Raw genomic sequence first — 16,529 nt, 5'->3', positions numbered from 1 at the left:
GAGGGAGATGATGGAGAGAGCCCGCGCTCAAAGCGTTAAATCTCCACCTGGGATCCCAGTTCCACCACCCTGTTCGTCGGCAGCTTGAAGAAGTCCATCGGCGTCACGGCATTGCGCATCATCCAGGCGAACAGCTTTTCCCGCCAGATCGCCATGCCCGGCTTGTCGGACGGGATCAAAGTCTCGCGGCTGAGGAAATAGCTGGTCTGGCTGATGTTGATCGGCCCGCCGCACCCGTCCACCGCCTTCATCGCGACGGGGATGTCGACCTCCTCCATAAAGCCATGGCGCAACACCACGCGATAGAATCCCGCGCCCAGCTCGCTCACCTCCGAACGTCCGGTCAGCGGGAGATGTGGCACGCCTTCCGTCCGCACCGTCACGATGATCACCCGCTCATGCAGAATCTTGTTGTGCTTCACATTATGCAGCAGCGCGGGCGGCACGCCCTCGATGCGGGAGTTCAGGAAGATCGCCGTCCCGGGTACGCGCTTCAGCGAATGAGAGACGGACTGGATGAACAGGCCCACCTCCATCGCCCCTTCCATCAGATAGAAGTTCATGATCTTCCGACCCGTCGACCAGGTGGTCAACACCACGAAGACCACCGCCGCCACCAGCAGCGGGAACCAGCCGCCATCGGGAATCTTGGTCGCGTTGGACAGGAAATAGGCGCCATCGACCAACAGGAACAGCCCCGTCACCCCCCCGGCGATCAGCGGATGCCAGCGCCACACGCTGAAGGTCAGTACCCCCATCATGCAGGTGGTGATGACCATGGTGCCGGTCACGGCAATGCCATAGGCCGCCGCCAGATTGCTCGACGAATGGAAGCCCAGCACCAGCAGGACGACCAGACACAGCAACGCCCAATTGACCAGCGGCACATAAATCTGCCCCTGCGCCGAAGCGCTGGTATGGGAAATCTTGAGCCGGGGCAGGAAGCCCAGTTGCACGGCCTGCTGCGTCACGGAGAAGGCGCCGGAAATCACCGCCTGGCTGGCGATGACCGTCGCCACCGTGGCCAGGATCACCAGCGGCAGCCGCGCCCAGTCCGGCGCGAGCAGGAAAAAGGGATTTTCCGCCGCTTCCGGCTGGTGCATCAGCAACGCACCCTGCCCCATATAGTTGAGCAGCAGGCAGGGAAAGGCGGCGTAAAGCCAGGCAATGCTGATCGCCTTGCGCCCGAAATGCCCCATGTCCGCGTACAGCGCCTCCGCCCCCGTCACCGACAGCACGACAGAACCAAGCGCCAGAAAAGCGAGATTTGGATCAAGTGCGAAAAAATGCACCGCCCACATCGGATTGATGATGGAGATGATCGCCGGATGCCGCGCGATGTTAAAGATGCCGAGCGCTGCGAGCACCAGGAAATAGACGGCCATGACCGGCCCGAACAGCGCGCCGACCCGTGCCGTGCCATGTTTCTGGATCAGGAACAGGCCGATCAGGATGACGATGGCGATTGGCACGACGAAGGGCGCGAAACCATCATTCACCGTCTCCAGCCCCTCGACCGCCGACAGCACGGAAACGGCGGGCGTGATAATCGCGTCGCCATAGAAGAGCGCCGCCGCCAGCACGCCCAGCATGGCGATCGTGGGCGTCCACCGGCTTTCCCCCAGCTTGCGGGCAATCAGCGCGAGCAGCGCCATGCTGCCGCCTTCGCCATGATTGTCGGCGCGCATGATGATGAACACATATTTGACCGTGACGATCAGCGTCATGGTCCAGAACACCAGCGACAGCACACCAAGGATATGGGCCGGATCGACCGTCAGCGGATGATGGCCGACGAAGCTTTCCTTCAGCGCATAGAGCGGCGAAGTGCCGATGTCGCCGAACACCACCCCCAGCGCTCCCAGCGCCAGAAGGGGCATCTTCCCCTGCGGATGGCCGTGGCCCGCCCCCTCACCCGCTTTGTCCGTCATCCGTGCCTTACCCGTTGTTATCGGCTCCGCCCATCGCACGAAGTCGCATGGCTTTTCCAGTGCCGCTTTGCCCGATCCGCGCAAGATGGATCGAATCTGCCCCAATCCTGTGCGATTTCAACGGAAATAACAGTCTTCCGCTCGCGAGCGGCCACGACAGGGGCCTGTCTGGACCAGCCGATGACGCTTTCCGCCCGGTGGGAACGACAATCAGGGTTCAGCGCTTATACCGCTACAGCCTGCCGCAGGTCGGGGCACGGAGGGCTTCTTTCTTGAAAGAGGATGCCTGCATGAAAATCGCACAAATCGCTCCCCTGGCCGAAAGCGTACCGCCACGGCTCTATGGCGGCACCGAACGCATCGTTTCCTATCTGACCGAAGAGTTGGTGCGTCAGGGGCATGACGTGACCCTGTTCGCCAGCGGCGATTCGCGCACCAGCGCGAAACTGGTGCCCATCACCGACATGGCGCTGCGCCTCAATCCCGGCGTGGTCGATCCCATCCCCTGGCACATGATGCTGCTGGAGGCGGTGCGCCGCCGCGCCGACGAATTCGACGCACTGCATTTCCATATCGACATGCTGCACCTGCCGATGATCCAGGATTTCATCGGCCGCACCGTCACGACGCTGCACGGCCGACTCGACCTGCCCGACCTGCCCGCCTTTTACCGCACGTTCGCCAACCATTGTCTGGTGTCGATTTCGGATCATCAACGGCTGCCAATGCCACCGGTCAACTGGGGCGGAACCATCTATCACGGCCTGCCCGCCGGCCTGCTGCCGCCCCGGCTGGAGGGACGGGGCGGAGGCTATCTGGCCTTCCTCGGCCGCATATCGCCCGAAAAAACGGCCGGACCGCGCCATCCGCATCGGCGCGCGGTCGGGCATGCCATTGAAAATCGCGGCCAAGATCGACGCGGTCGACCGTGCCTATTGGGAGCAGGAGATCGCCCCGCTGATCGAACATTATCCCAATGTCGACTATATCGGCGAGATCAATGAACAGCAAAAGGCCCGGTTTCTGGGTCAGGCCAGCGCCCTGCTTTTCCCCATCGACTGGCCCGAACCCTTCGGCCTGGTGATGATCGAGGCGATGGCCTGTGCCACGCCGGTCATCGCCTTCCGCTGCGGATCGGTGCCTGAAGTCATCGACCATGGTCTGTCAGGCTTCATCGTGGAGAGCGAGGATGAAGCCGTCGCCGCCGTCGCGCAATTGCCGCATCTCGACCGGGCCCGGGTGCATGGCGCGTTCGACGCACGTTTCACGGCGGAGCGGATGGCAGCGGACTATGTCGCATTGTATCATGACCTGCCCGGCGCGCGTATCGAGGCGGCACGGTTGCGCCGACAGCGCGGCGAGGAAGCTGAACTGCATATCGTCGCCTAGAGTGGGCGCGTTGCGGCCGGAACCGGAACGACCGCTGGATTGTTCCTTGCTTTCCATGGCTTCCGGCCTGGCGAACGATGTTGCCGGCCTTTGCATCATGAGGAGGGAGACGCCATGTCGCTGATCCAGTCCCAGCCCGAAACGACTGACCCTGAAAGCGGGATAGAGGGAGGACAGGCGCTCTCCAACGCGCAGACCCAGTTCTTCATTCCTGCGACGTCCTCTCTCCATGAACGCAGGCCGCGCACGCTAAAGCATGGCGACAGCTTCGCCGTGTTCGACCATAGCGGCGACGCCATTTCCGGGCCGGGCAGCCCGGAGGGTCTCTATCATCGCGACACACGGCATCTTTCCCATCTTTACCTCACCATCAACGGGATGCGGCCGATCCTGCTCAGTTCCGCATTGCGCGACGACAATGCGATGCTGACCTGCGACCTCGCCAATCCCGATTTCATCGGCGAGGACGGGCGGGTGGCGGTGGAGCATGACCTGATCCATTTGCGGCGCACCCGTTTCCTGTGGAAGGATGGGCTTTACGAACGCCTCACCATCCGCAACTTCGACACCGAAACCCGCACGGCGACGCTCAATCTGGCCTTTGCCGCCGATTTCGCCGACCTGTTCGAGATTCGCGGGATGACCCGGCTGCGGCGGGGCACGATGAACCCGCCGCAGGTCGGCACGGCGGACGTGCTGCTCAGCTATCGCGGCCGGGACGATCGCGAACGGCAGACCCACCTGCATTTCGATCCGGTGCCGACCATGCTGACCGACAGCAATGCGCGGGCCGACATCACCGTGCCGCCGGGCGAAAGCCGCGCCTTCTTCGTCCGCATCTGCTGCCGGAAGGCCGAGGCCCGCGATCCGCTGCCCAAGCAGTTCCTGAAATCGCTTCGGGAAGCGATGCAGGCGCTCCGGCTGGCGCGCAAGCGCGGCGCCAGCATCCATTCGTCCAACGACCTGTTCAACGAAGTCGCCCGCCGGTCGGTTGCCGACATCTCCATGCTGTCGACCGACATGGAATATGGTCCCTATCCCTATGCGGGCATTCCCTGGTTCAGCACCATATTCGGGCGCGACGCGATCATCACCGCGCTGGAAACGCTGTGGATGGACCCTGCGGTCAGCCGGGGCGTACTGGGCTATCTCGCCGCCCATCAGGCGACCGCTTTCGATCCCGCCGCCGATGCCGAGCCGGGCAAGATCCTGCACGAAGTCCGCCATGGCGAGATGGCGGAACTGGGCGAGGTGCCGTTCCGCCATTATTATGGCAGCATCGATTCCACGCCGCTGTTCGTCATGCTGGCCGGCGCCTATCTGCAACGGACAAACGACACCGCCTTTCTGACGACGATCCTGCCGAATATCGAGGCGGCGCTGGAATGGATCGACAGCCATGGCGACCGCGACGACGACGGCTTTGTCGAATATGGCCGGCAGACCGATCAGGGCCTGCAGAATCAGGGCTGGAAGGACAGTCATGATTCCATCTTCCATGCCGATGGCACGATCGCGCGCGGTCCGATCGCCCTCGCGGAGGTGCAGGCCTATGTCTATGGCGCCTGGCAGGGGGCGAGTGCCCTGTTCACGGCCATCGGAGATCCGGGCCGTGCGGCCTGCTATCGCGAACGCGCCGAGGAGTTGCGCGACCGCTTCGACGCCATTTTCTTCGACGAGGCGCTGGGCACCTATGTGCTGGCCCTTGATGGGGACAAACAGCCGTGTCGCGTCCGGTCCTCCAATGCCGGCCATGTCCTCTATACCGGGCTGGCGCTGGAAAAGCGGGCCGAGGCGGTCGTGCGCACGCTGATGGCGCCCGCGTCCTTTTCCGGCTGGGGCGTGCGCACCATCGCCTCTACCGAGAAACGCTATAATCCGATGAGCTATCACAACGGATCGATCTGGCCGCATGACAATGCGCTGATCGCAGCCGGATTTTCCCGCTACGGCTACAGGCGCGAGGCCGCGCAGATTTTCGAAGGGCTGTTCGCCGCCGCCACCTATGTCGACATGATGCGCCTGCCCGAACTGTTCTGCGGATTCCCGCGCCGCCGGTCGCAGGGGCCGACCTTCTACCCCGTCGCATGCAGCCCGCAGGCCTGGTCCGCCGCCGCGCCGCTGGCGCTGATCCAGTCCAGCCTTGGCCTGGGCTTCGACGTCGCCGCCGCGCAGATCAGCTTGCAGGAACCGACCCTGCCGCATTTCCTCGACCGGCTGACCATCCGGCATCTGGGCATCGGCGCGGCCAGCGTCGACATCGCGTTCGACCGCATGGGCGACAAGGTGGTGGTGAAGCCGCTCGGCCGCGACGGCAGCGCGCGGGTCGTCACGATTGCCTGATCGACCGACCCATGATGACGAACCTGTTGCAATTTGATGAAGGAATCGCCTCGAAAATTTAACCCTAATGCAGCGTGATCGCCACCGGCCTGACCCAATAGGACGCTAATCGCGCCGCCATTGGGGGGTCATCGTCATGTTCAAGGCTTTTCAGCCGCTGCTCTTCGCCGGCCTGGCGACGCTTGCAACTTCGGGGGCAGGCCGCGAAGACGCGCGCCACCTGCCCGCAAAACCGGCCGCGATGTCGGTGCAGGACAATGCGCTTTCCGTCATGACCTATAATATCAAGGGGCTGCCCTGGCCGCTTGCCTTGGGTCGCGACGATGCACTGGCGCAAATCGGCCAGCGGCTGGCGGCCATGCGGCGGGAGGGACAACAGCCGCATATCGTCCTGCTTCAGGAGGCTTTTTCCGCACAGGCCATCGCCACCGCGCGCCGGGCCGGTTATCGGCATGTTGCCTTCGGTCCAGACAGCGCCCTGCGAAGCGGGTCTCGCGCGGACGCCGCCGACATCGCCTATCTGGAAAAGGCACGCTGGGACCGGGGCGAGCGGATGGGCAAGTCCCTCGACAGCGGCCTCATGATCCTGTCCGACTATCCGATCAGCCGGATCGACCGGATGGCCTTTCCCGATTTCGCCTGCGCGGGGATAGATTGCATGGCAAACAAGGGCGTGCTGATCGCGCATCTCGCCGTGCCGGGCATGGGGCCGGTCAGCATCGTCAACACCCATCTCAATGCCCGAACGGCGGCCATGGTGCCTGTCGAACGGTCGCAGCGGGCCTTTGGCCGACAGGCCGCACTGATGGCCCGCTTCATCGCCAGCCATGTGCCGGATGGACAGGCGATGATCCTGGGCGGCGACATGAATATCGGCAGCGACAGGCTGCGTCAGGGCGCCTTTTTCACCAGCTTCCACCAGTCCGGCCTGCCCTTCGTCGCCCCTGCGCTCGAGGGCGCGCGCCAGGCACTGGCCCGGTCGGCCACCGACCGGGGGGCGCGGCCCGACCTGCTCCACGCGGTCGAACATGGCAAGGACTGGATCTTCGCCCGCAACGGCGATGGCGCACCGATGGCCGTGGTTCAGGCGCATGTGCCCTTCGGTTCCGAAGGGGCAGGCGAACCGCTGTCCGATCATTTCGGCTATGTCGTCCATTACCAAATGCCCGTCCGGCAGACCCAGGCGCCGGTCCGTTTCGCCAGCCGCGATCCCCTGCCCGGCCGCGCGGCGGATCTGCGCTGATGGTCCGCCACGCCCTTGCGCTCGCGCTGGCCGCGACGCTGATCGCCGGACATGACCCGGCCGCCGCACAGATGCTGTTGCAGCATGAAGGCACGCCCTTTTCGCTGAAGCCGCGATCCGGCCTGCCCGGCCTGCATACCGGCTTCGTCCCGGCGCGAACGACGCGGGCGCGCATCGACCGGCTGGATATCATCCCCGTCGACGATCGTGCGGACATGGTGGAAATCATGCTGCGGCGGCAGAAGCTGGCCTTCACCGGCAGCGACGACAGGTCACCGACATTCGCCCCGCGCAGCCGCATGGTTCTGCTGACCGTTCAGGATCGCCTGTCCATCCGCGACAATCTGAGCGCGGTTCTGGGTTTTCAGGGCATGAAGCTCATCAACAATGGCGCCAATGTCACCGCCGTGGGGCGGGATGGGCGGCTGCGCGTCCGCGACTGGTTCCTGCCCCGCGCGGCCATCGCCTTCACCCCGCGCGATGATCTCGCTTTGGCATTCAGCTACCGGGAAATCGCACGCGGTTTCGGGGAAACCGGGCGATCGGGACCGATGGGCCTTGCCCATGAGGATTTTCGCGCGCTGGCACGACGCCTCCAACCGGAAAGGCACAGCCGGCTGCGCCTCGACGCCGATTGGCAGGCGACGCCCGAACTCAGCCTGGCGATGACCGCCTATCATGGCCAGATCAGCGACCGGCTGTCCTTTCTCGACCGATCCGCCCTGCCGCTCAACGGCGGCTCCGCGACGATTGAGGGCGTGCGCATCGGCTTTCGTCACCGCCTGTCGCCGCACTGGTACTGGGCCATGCGCTATGGAGAGGCCCGTCTCAACAGCGCCGCCGATCATGGCAGTTCGGAACATAGCCTGACACTGGAAACGGGCTGGACCCATGGGCCGCTGAAGGCGACGATGCGCGGCACCAGCAGCAGCCTGCCTGCCTTTGCCAGCGATGCGCGATCATTCGGCCGCCGCTTCCGGGTCGAGGCGGACATCCGCTACCAGCGCCCCAGCGCCCCGCTTGCGCTGTCGCTGCGCCTGACCGATCCCGACCGCCTCGCCAGCAGCGCTCTGGCGAGCGACGCACCCTCAGGCCCGGTTCTTGCCGCCGACCGGGCGCGCGGGCTGGTGCTGGGGGTCAAACTCAACTGGTAGGCGCGACTTCAAACTGTCAAACAACGGCCATAATCGGCAAGACTGCATGAAGCTCACCCCTCTCCTCTGCGCCATCCTCCCTGGCATCGCCATGGGCAGCATGGCGACTGCCCAGCCCGCCGAAGCGCCGTCGCCCGCTCCCGCGCCCGTGACGCTGCGGCTGACCGCCCCCGAAGCCCATCAAGGCGCGGCGTCGGACGGCCGTTTCATCTACGCCATCGACAATGACCGGATCGGCAAATATCGCATCGCCACCGGCGAACGCGTCGCGCAATGGCAGGGCGAAAGGCGGCTGTTCCCGCATATGAACAGTTGCACGGTGGTCGGGCGCGAACTGGTCTGCGCGGCGTCCAACTATCCGGTGGTGCCCCAGACCAGCGCGGTCGAATTTTTCGACACCGGCACGCTGCGCCATCTGCGCACGGTCAGCCTGGGGTTCGGCCCCGGTTCGCTGACCGCGCTGGACCGGCACGATAACGCATGGTGGGCAGTATTCGCCAATTATGCGGGCAAGGGCGGCGAACCGGGCCGCGACACCCGCTATACCCTGCTGGTTCGCATGGACGACCAGTTCCGGCAGGTTGCCGCCTGGACCTTCCCGCCCGAAATACTGGCCCGCTTCACGCCTTATAGCTGTTCGGGCGCCAGCTGGAGCGCGGATGGCCGGCTCTATGTGACGGGGCATGATCGGCCGGAAATGTACGAACTCGCCGTGCCGGAGGCCGGTTCCACACTGGAACTGCGCCGCACCGTCAGCATTGCGACGCCCGGTCAGGCCATTGACTGGGACCCGGTGCAGCCGGATCGCCTCTGGTCGATCGACCGGGCGAGGAATGCAATCATCGCCAGCCGGATCGCTCCCTAGACTAGAGCGGTTTGCGATCGGATCGAACCAGATCGACCGCCATATTGCTTTGTTTTACCACGATTTCTTGACCGCCAGATGATGCCATCTGACTGGAAATCGCTCTAGGCCGCCTGCGCGCGCGCTGCGGCGATGCAGGCCTGCAGATGCTTGTGCCGGAACGGCTTTGACAGGCGCGGAATATCGGGTGCGATCAGGTCGATCCCTTCATAGCCCGATATGATGAGCAAGGCGATGCGCGGATGATCGACGCGCATCCGCAAAGCCAGTTCCACGCCGGTCATGCCCGGCATGATATGATCGGTGATCAGGATGTCGGGCCGTTCGCCAGCCTCAATCATGCGCAGAGCATTTTCGGCGCGGTCCGTGTCCACCACCTCATAGCCCATGTCCGTCAACATCTCGCGCGTGCTGCTGCGCACCAGATCATTGTCGTCCACCAGCAGGACCTTGCCTGGATGCGCTTTCCCGCCTTCGTCCCGTACCGGGGCCTTCGCCTTCGGGCCCATGACCTGCTCGACCGGCAGCCAGAGCCGGATGCGCGTGCCCGCGCCGATCGCGCTGTCGATTTCCAGCGTGCCGCCCAACTGCCCGGCAAGGCCGTGGACCATGGAGAGGCCAAGGCCGGTGCCGTGCCCGGAGGATTTGGTCGTAAAGAAGGGCTCCGTCGCCGCCGCCCTGACCGCCGAAGTCATGCCAGTGCCCGTATCCGCGATGGTCAGACAGACATATTGGCCGGGCGCCAGGACTTTGGGCAGCCGCATCCGACGGACCTCGCCCGATATGATGAAGGCACCGCCATCGGGCATCGCGTCACGGCTGTTGACGGCGAGGTTGAGGATCGCGATCTCCAGCTGATGGGCATCGGCATGGACGGCGGGCAAGGTCGCCGGGACATCGATCGACAGATTGATCCGCGGCCCCAGCGTGCTGCCAAGCAAGGCCTGCATCCCCGCGAGCAGGACGGACAGGTCGACCGACTGCACGGCCAGCGACTGGCGACGGGCGAAGGTCAGCAGCCGCTGCACCAGCGTCTGCGCGCTTTCCGCCGCCTGCATGGCGATGGCGGCATGGCGTTCGATCGCTTCGGCCGTCCGCTTTCCCGACAGGATCAGGTCCAGCCCGCCGACGATCGGCATCAGCAGATTGTTGAAATCATGGGCGACATGTCCGGTCAGTTGACCCAGCATGTCCAGTTTCTGGACCTGACGCAGACTGTCCTGCGACTGCTCCAGTTCCTTTGTCCGCTCCCGCACGCGCTGGTCGAGCTGATCGTTCAGCGTTTCGAGCGATGCGAAGAGTCGCCCATTTTCCAGCGCGGTGGAGGCTGCACGGGCCAGCGCTTCCAGCAGGGCGATCTCATTGTCGGTCGGCTGTCCGAATTCCGACCAATAGGCGCCGACTGCGGCAATGGGGTCGATCCGGCCGATCGGCACCATCAGCATGGACCGCACGAAGGTGGTGCGATACGCCTCGACCGGCACGCGCGGATCGTCGAAAATATCCGCGATCACGGCGGTCTGCCGATGCTCCATGGCCCAGCCGGACACGCAGTTCTCACTCGGGAACCGTTGGCCCGCCCAGAGCGGTTCCATCGAATCCTCGGCGATATAATGGCATTGATCTTCGTCGCGCAGCACGATCGCGATGCCATCCGCCCCCACGGCGCGGCGCGCGAAGGCGCGCAGCACATTGGTCACGGCATCCAGCGAGCGCGCACCGGCCAGAGCCTCCATCGCTTCGGCCGCGATGCTCCATCGCGCCGCCAGCGCCTTCTGTTCGGAATCGCGTTCGCTTGCCAATTTCTTATCCATCGACAGCCTTCTGCATCGAAATCCGCGCCTCTTCGTATCATCGGAAGGGAATGATCACAAAGCGAATATGATCAACGGCTTAGGATGCCGGGCTGGCGGCGTGCCCTTCAACCAACGGTCAATTCATCCTTAACCCTGCGCCAGAAACCGAATGGGCGGGCTTTTTGGCAAATTATGACATTCGCCATGGAACTTTTAGTATAGCATCGCGTAACGATCTGGCACGCAAGGGGAAATAATGCGGGCGCAGGGGGGACAGCAGATGACGTCAAAGGGCGCAACCGCCTGCGCAACAGGCCTGATGATCGCTGGCTTGCTGGCCTTTTATGCCCTTCCCGTCCAGGCGCAAAGCATCGAAGAACTGCGCGACATGCCGATTTCCGCGCTGTCGAGGCTGGATGTCACGTCCGCCACGCGCTCCACCGCGTCACTGGCGGATGTTCCGGCCTCTATCTATGTCATCACACATGACGATATCGTCCGGTCGGGCACGCTGACCCTGGCGGGAATATTGCGGCTGGCGCCCAATCTGCAAGTGATGCGCGGCGGCCCGAACGATGTCGTCATCGCGGCGCGCGGCATGAGCGGCAATGGGGACGCGCAGAATTTCTCCAACAAGCTTCTGATCCTGATCGACGGGCGAAGCGTCTATTCTCCGCTCTATTCCGGCGTGTACTGGGACATGCAGGACGTCCTGCCCGAGGATGTCGACCGCATCGAAGTGATTTCCGGCCCCGGCGCGACCCTTTGGGGGTCGAATGCCGTCAATGGCGTCATCAACATCATCACGCGCGACGCGGGCGCTTCGCAGGGCCTTTATGGCACGGCGGTCGGCGGCAACCGGACCTATGATCTGGGCTTGCGCTATGGTGGGCAGGCAGGCGGCGCGGTCAATTATCGCATCTTCGCCAAGCGCCACGAAAATTTCGAAAGCGCATCGGGCCGCGACGACGGCAGCCGCCGCACGCAGATCGGCTTTCGTGCCGACTGGGTGCCCTCACCCCGAACGGCGCTGATGGTTCAGGGCGACGCCTATTATGGCTCCCGGTCGCAAGGGTCCCAGCCGAACGAAGCCTATTATGGCTATGACATCCTCACCCGCTGGAACCGCAGCATGGCATCGGGCGCCGCCCTCCAGGTGCAGGCCTATTACGATCACAGCGCGCGCGAAGTCGACCATGACGGCGGGCGGTTCGCGCTCGACACCTTCGATGTGGAGGCCCAATATTCCTTCTCGCCGACCGGTGGCCATGATGTGGTGCTGGGCGGCGGCGCCCGGATCAGCCGTTATGAGATAGAGGATATTCCGGGCCTGCTTTTCGTGCCGGACAGGCGTACATTACGGTTGGCCAACATCTTCGCACAGGACAGCATCGCCATCGACTCGACCCTGACCGCGACCGTCGGCGTCAAGGTGGAGAACCGCACCTATACCGGCTTCACCCTGTTGCCCAGCGCCCGGCTTTCCTGGAAGCCGGGCGGATCGACCCTGCTGTGGGGCGCGGTTTCCCGCGCTGTGCGATCGCCCACCCCATTCGACCGGGACGTGGTGGAAACGATCGGGCAGACCGTGATCCTGACGGCCGTTTCGTCTTTCCGCTCCGAAAAGCTGACCGCCTTTGAACTTGGCACCCGGTTGACGCCCTCGCCCGGCCTTTCGCTGTCCATCTCCACTTTCTACAATGTCTATGACGACCTGCGCACGGTCGATCCCGCGCCAAGCGGCTTTCTGCCGTTGCGATGGGGCAATGGCATGAAGGGCGACAGCTATGGGCTGGATGCCTGGGCCGATGTCGGGCTGGCCGACTGGTGGCGGCTGAAACCGAGCTATAGCCTGCTTGTCCAGAAATTCCGCTTCAAGGACGGCGCCACGCCGCTTCTGCCCGCCACCCAGGCAGGCAACGATCCCCGCCACCGCGCCTCGCTGCGGTCCTCCATGGACATCGGGCGCACCATCAATTTCGACATGGACATGCGCTATGTGAGCGCATTGCCCGATCCGCATGTGTCCGGCTATGTCGAACTGGGCGCGCGGCTCGGATGGCTGCTGAACGACCGGACGGAACTGTCCCTGTCGGGTTTCAACCTCCTCCACAAACGCCATCGGGAGCTTCCTGCCTCACAAGCGAACCCGGTCGGGCGCAGCGTGTTCGTGGCGTTCAAATGCACGCTCTGAAGGCCTTCCGGCATCGTTGCCGCAACGGACTTTTGGGTCGGATGGCGCGGCTGTGCCTGCCGCTGCCCCTACTGTGCGGCGCTATGCCCGCTCCGCCCCCCAACCGGCCCGCCTCGCTCGAACAGGCCGTGAAGGCGAGCTTTCTCTTCAAATTCGCCCCCTTCGTGGAATGGCCATCCGTCGCTTTCTCCGCCGCGGACAGGAATTTCCTGATCTGCGTCATTGGCGACGATCCCTTTGGGGCCGCGCTGGATGAGGTCGTGCGCGGCGAAAAAATGGCCAACCGGCCCGTGAGCGTCCGCCGCCTCAGCCCGGCGGACGATGCGGCGGGTTGCCAGATCCTGTTCGCGGGTCATTCACCCGAGGCCGGCTACACCCCCTTTGCCGCGCTGGCGGGCAAGCCCGTCCTGACCGTATCGGACAGGGACGGCGGCCCGCCGGGCGCCATGATCCAGTTCGTGATGCAGGCCGGGCGTGTCCGTTTCCAGATCGACGACAACGGCGCACGCGCAAGCGGCCTCAAGATCAGTTCCAAGCTGCTGGGCCTTGCCCTTTCGGTGGACAGAAAATGACGACCGGACCCGAAGCGAAAACCCTGTTCCATCCCGCCACCAGCAGGATCGTCGCGCAAATGGCGACCCCTCTGACGGCGGTCGTCATCGCGATCCTGTTGCTGCTGGCCGGGATCGCCTTCGCCCTGCAACTGGAACAGATCGGCAGGACCGAAAAGCTGCGCCAGATCACCGTGCAGGCGCGAACGCTGGCCAGCGGTATCGCCGCACCGCTTGCCTTTGACGACGATGTCGCGTTGCGGGAATATCTGAACGCCCTGCGCGCAGACCCACAGATCGTCGCTGCGGCCGCCTATGATCGCGACGGCGATTTCGTGGCGGGCTATGCGCAGCCGGGTGCGGCCTATCCGGAACGCGGCACCCTGGGGGAGCCAAGAACTGCCGGTAACGCCCTGATCGTGACGGCCCCGGTGATGCAGGGCAATGTCCAGTTGGGGTCGGTCTATCTTCATTCGACCCTCGACAGCCTGTCCCGGCGGCTGACGCGCTATCTGGGCATTGCGGTGATCGTGGTCATGGCCTCGCTTCTGATCGTCATTCTCGCCGCCTCCTATTCCTCCCTGCGGGCGGCACACCAGACATTGCAGGCGGAAATTGCGGGCCGGCAGCGGGTGGAAGAGGCCCTGCGCCAGTCGCAGAAAATGGAAGCCCTGGGCCAGTTGACCGGCGGCGTGGCGCATGATTTCAACAATCTGCTGATGGTGGCTTCCGGCGGCCTCGACCTGATGGAGCGGACCAGCGATCCTGTGAAGCTGGAGAAGTTAAAGGCGGGGATACGCCAGGCGCTTGACCGCGGCGCCAAGCTGACGCGCCAGTTGCTGGCCTTTTCCCGCCGCACCCCGCTGAAGCCGGAGGTCATCGACCTGCGTGAGCGCATCCAGAATATGGACGCCCTGCTGGAACGCTCTCTGGGGGAAAGCATCACCGTCGCCATGCATCTGTCCCCGGACCTCTGGCCGGTGGAGGTGGATGCGTCGGAACTGGAAGTCGCGATCCTCAACATGGCGCTCAACGCCCGCGACGCGATGCCAAGGGGTGGGATCATCTCCATCGAGGCGGCCAACATGCCCGGCGGCGGCGAAACCGGCGATCGGGTCCGCGTCGCGATAACCGACCGGGGAACCGGCATCGCGCCCGATCTGGTCGACAAGATTTTCGAGCCCTTCTACACGACCAAGGCGGTGGGACAGGGTACGGGCCTGGGTCTGAGCCAGGTCTATGGGTTCGTGCGGGCTTCGGACGGCGCGGTGGAAGTGGACAGCGTGCCCGGCAAGGGAACCGCCATCGCCCTGCTGTTTCCGCGATCCCTGCTGGCGCCGGCGAAGCAGGACGGACCGGTCGATGCCGTGATCGCGTCCGGCAAGCAGCATATCCTGCTGGTCGAAGATGATGATACGGTTGCGGCTACGGTCGGCGGCATGCTGGACGAACTGGGCTATGCGATCGACCGGGTCGGCGACGGCGACACCGCGATGCGCCGGATCGAACAAGGCGCGCGCTATGCCCTGATCCTTTCCGACATGATCATGCCGGGCGATGTCAGCGGCATAGACTTGGCGCGTCAGGTCAGGCAGCGCTGGCCAAACCAGCCGATGATGCTGATGACCGGCTATAGCGCCGCCGCCGCATCAGCCGCCAAGGAAGGGGTACGGCTTCTGTCCAAACCCTTTTCGATAGAGGATCTGTCGGTCCAGATCGCCGTGACGATCGAGCGGAATGAAGGCGGGCAGGGACACCCGCTCATTTGATCTCGAACGGCACACGCAGCGTCGTCCGCAGATCCGGGGCGTCTTCGGTCGCGCCCACCTCCACGATCCAGTCCAGCGTCGTCCGCTGGCTCGCGCGATAGCTGAGGCCGAACAGCAGCCGCCCGATCTGAAGGTCGCGCGTCTTGCTGGTGATCGGCTCGCCCAATGTCTCGATGCCGTTCATAATGCTGATCGGGCGGATGCGGCTCTTCGTCCCGAACTGCCAGTTATGGGCATAGGCAAGGCTCATGGACAGTCGCGGGTTGAGCGAGATGCCAAGGCCGACCGTGGCGTTGGGGGCGCCGCCCGGCTCGACGCGGTCGATCTGCGCCGTGCCGATCCGGGTGTCAACGTTGCGCCCGAAATTATAGGTATAGCCCAACACGGCGAACAGGGTCGCGGGATCGCTGGGCATCAACATCGTCAGGCTTGGCTGAACCGCCCAGAATCCCGATCCGGTCGCTGATTTTTCGGCATTGCCCAGCGCGTCGCGCGGCAGGCCAAAGGGGTCCGATCCGGTCGGCGCGATGACCTGCATCCCCGCGATCATATAGGGCCAGCCATGACCGGCGCTGGTCAACTGGTAGCGCGCCTGCAGTTCGATATCGCCCAGCCCCGATCCACTGGTAGAGGTGTCGACGGTACCGACTCCCGATTCCGGCGGGTTCTGCACCAGCGGCACCAGCACGGCCGTATCGCGGCGGAATACCCAGGGCAGACGCGCCGAGATTTCGAACCGGCTGGTCAGGCCGTAACGGATCGTGGCGCCAGCGGTGAGGATGTCCTGATGGCTTTCGTTGATGTCGAACACGCCGACCAGCACCGATTGCGGAATTTCAATGCCACGGAACACGAAGCGGTTGCGGTCGGAGCGGAGATATTCAAGCGTCGGCTCAATCACCAGACGGCCGGGACGGGACAATATGCCCTGATCGGCGATCACCGCGACATGGGGGGGCGTGTCGCTTTCCGGCGGTTTGATCCCGACCTCCGGCGCGGGCGGCTGGTTGCCGACAAATTGACTGCCGTCGATCATCGGCGTCAGGGGCGAGGTTATCGGCAATCCTTCGGCGCGCATCCGGTCGAGCAGCGCATCCTCGAGGATGTTGAGGCGTTGTTTCTGCGCATCCAGCGCGCGCTGCTGCACGTCAACCGCGCGGCGTTCATCGGCGATCTGGCGACGCAGCAGCATCATGTCAACGGCCCGCGAATCGGAAGGCATCGGATCGGCCCGCGCCATGTCCGGCGCCAGAGTCAGGCAAAAGGCTGCAAGGACAGGAAACAAACGCTGCAT

General features: G+C 64.3%; 10 protein-coding genes and 1 pseudogene. 8 read left to right on the top strand and 3 right to left on the bottom strand.

The window, feature by feature from the left end:
• Positions 1–35: 35 nt before the first annotated feature.
• A complete protein-coding gene (locus HUK73_RS21660) occupies positions 36–1,931 on the bottom strand; it encodes a potassium transporter Kup (RefSeq protein ID WP_218036677.1) in 1,896 nt (631 codons plus the stop codon).
• Positions 1,932–2,221: 290 nt separating this feature from the next.
• Between HUK73_RS21660 and HUK73_RS21655 the strand changes: the two are divergent.
• From HUK73_RS21655 to HUK73_RS21635, 5 genes and pseudogenes are all read left to right on the top strand, one after another.
• Positions 2,222–3,320, top strand: a pseudogene (locus HUK73_RS21655) (glycosyltransferase family 4 protein).
• A gap of 114 nt (positions 3,321–3,434) precedes the next feature.
• Positions 3,435–5,663: an amylo-alpha-1,6-glucosidase gene (locus HUK73_RS21650; protein WP_176593886.1), complete on the top strand. Its 2,229-nt coding sequence runs from the start codon at positions 3,435–3,437 to the stop codon at positions 5,661–5,663.
• Between the two features lie 136 nt (positions 5,664–5,799).
• Positions 5,800–6,906: an endonuclease/exonuclease/phosphatase family protein gene (locus HUK73_RS21645; RefSeq protein WP_176593885.1), complete on the top strand. Its 1,107-nt coding sequence runs from the start codon at positions 5,800–5,802 to the stop codon at positions 6,904–6,906.
• A complete protein-coding gene (locus HUK73_RS21640; protein WP_176593884.1) occupies positions 6,906–8,060 on the top strand; it encodes a TonB-dependent receptor domain-containing protein in 1,155 nt (384 codons plus the stop codon). Before HUK73_RS21645 ends, HUK73_RS21640 begins: the two co-directional genes overlap by 1 nt.
• A 46-nt stretch (positions 8,061–8,106) precedes the next feature.
• Complete coding sequence (locus HUK73_RS21635) at positions 8,107–8,925, top strand: hypothetical protein (protein ID WP_369805591.1); 819 nt, start codon at positions 8,107–8,109, stop codon at positions 8,923–8,925.
• A gap of 104 nt (positions 8,926–9,029) precedes the next feature.
• Here the strand turns inward: HUK73_RS21635 and HUK73_RS21630 are convergent, their stop codons facing one another.
• Positions 9,030–10,739, bottom strand: coding sequence for an ATP-binding protein (locus HUK73_RS21630; RefSeq protein WP_176593883.1), 1,710 nt, complete (start codon positions 10,737–10,739; stop codon positions 9,030–9,032).
• Positions 10,740–11,001: 262 nt separating this feature from the next.
• Here HUK73_RS21630 and HUK73_RS21625 point away from each other — a divergent pair, with 262 nt between their 5' ends.
• Genes HUK73_RS21625 through HUK73_RS21615 form a run of 3 tightly spaced genes read left to right on the top strand, consistent with a single transcriptional unit; the run spans position 11,002 to position 15,235 of the window.
• Positions 11,002–12,915 carry a TonB-dependent siderophore receptor gene (locus tag HUK73_RS21625; protein ID WP_255326485.1) on the top strand — a complete coding sequence of 638 codons (1,914 nt, stop codon included), beginning with the start codon at positions 11,002–11,004 and terminating at the stop codon, positions 12,913–12,915.
• Positions 12,903–13,487, top strand: a complete 585-nt coding sequence (locus HUK73_RS21620; RefSeq protein ID WP_255326484.1) for a YfiR family protein — start codon at positions 12,903–12,905, stop codon at positions 13,485–13,487. Before HUK73_RS21625 ends, HUK73_RS21620 begins: the two co-directional genes overlap by 13 nt.
• On the top strand, positions 13,484–15,235 hold the full coding sequence (locus HUK73_RS21615) for an ATP-binding protein (protein ID WP_176593882.1): 1,752 nt from the start codon (positions 13,484–13,486) through the stop codon (positions 15,233–15,235). The genes HUK73_RS21620 and HUK73_RS21615 overlap by 4 nt, the downstream gene beginning before the upstream one ends.
• On the opposite strand, the gene HUK73_RS21610 is transcribed toward HUK73_RS21615, so the two are convergent.
• A complete protein-coding gene (locus HUK73_RS21610) occupies positions 15,228–16,529 on the bottom strand; it encodes a transporter (protein WP_176593881.1) in 1,302 nt (433 codons plus the stop codon). The two genes, HUK73_RS21615 and HUK73_RS21610, sit on opposite strands and share 8 nt — an antisense overlap.

Source organism: Sphingobium sp. EM0848, assembly GCF_013375555.1.
GTDB lineage: Bacteria > Pseudomonadota > Alphaproteobacteria > Sphingomonadales > Sphingomonadaceae > Sphingobium.
The sequence above is the reverse complement of the archived record's forward strand: the minus strand, read 5'-3'. Positions and strand labels throughout refer to the sequence as shown.

Coding starts and splice junctions, on each gene's coding strand:
- HUK73_RS21660 (WP_218036677.1), bottom strand. CDS start 1,931: ATGACGGACAAAGCGGGTGAGGGGGCGGGCCACGGCCATCCGCAGGGG.
- HUK73_RS21650 (WP_176593886.1), top strand. CDS start 3,435: ATGTCGCTGATCCAGTCCCAGCCCGAAACGACTGACCCTGAAAGCGGG.
- HUK73_RS21645 (WP_176593885.1), top strand. CDS start 5,800: ATGTTCAAGGCTTTTCAGCCGCTGCTCTTCGCCGGCCTGGCGACGCTT.
- HUK73_RS21640 (WP_176593884.1), top strand. CDS start 6,906: ATGGTCCGCCACGCCCTTGCGCTCGCGCTGGCCGCGACGCTGATCGCC.
- HUK73_RS21635 (WP_369805591.1), top strand. CDS start 8,107: ATGAAGCTCACCCCTCTCCTCTGCGCCATCCTCCCTGGCATCGCCATG.
- HUK73_RS21630 (WP_176593883.1), bottom strand. CDS start 10,739: ATGGATAAGAAATTGGCAAGCGAACGCGATTCCGAACAGAAGGCGCTG.
- HUK73_RS21625 (WP_255326485.1), top strand. CDS start 11,002: ATGACGTCAAAGGGCGCAACCGCCTGCGCAACAGGCCTGATGATCGCT.
- HUK73_RS21620 (WP_255326484.1), top strand. CDS start 12,903: ATGCACGCTCTGAAGGCCTTCCGGCATCGTTGCCGCAACGGACTTTTG.
- HUK73_RS21615 (WP_176593882.1), top strand. CDS start 13,484: ATGACGACCGGACCCGAAGCGAAAACCCTGTTCCATCCCGCCACCAGC.
- HUK73_RS21610 (WP_176593881.1), bottom strand. CDS start 16,529: ATGCAGCGTTTGTTTCCTGTCCTTGCAGCCTTTTGCCTGACTCTGGCG.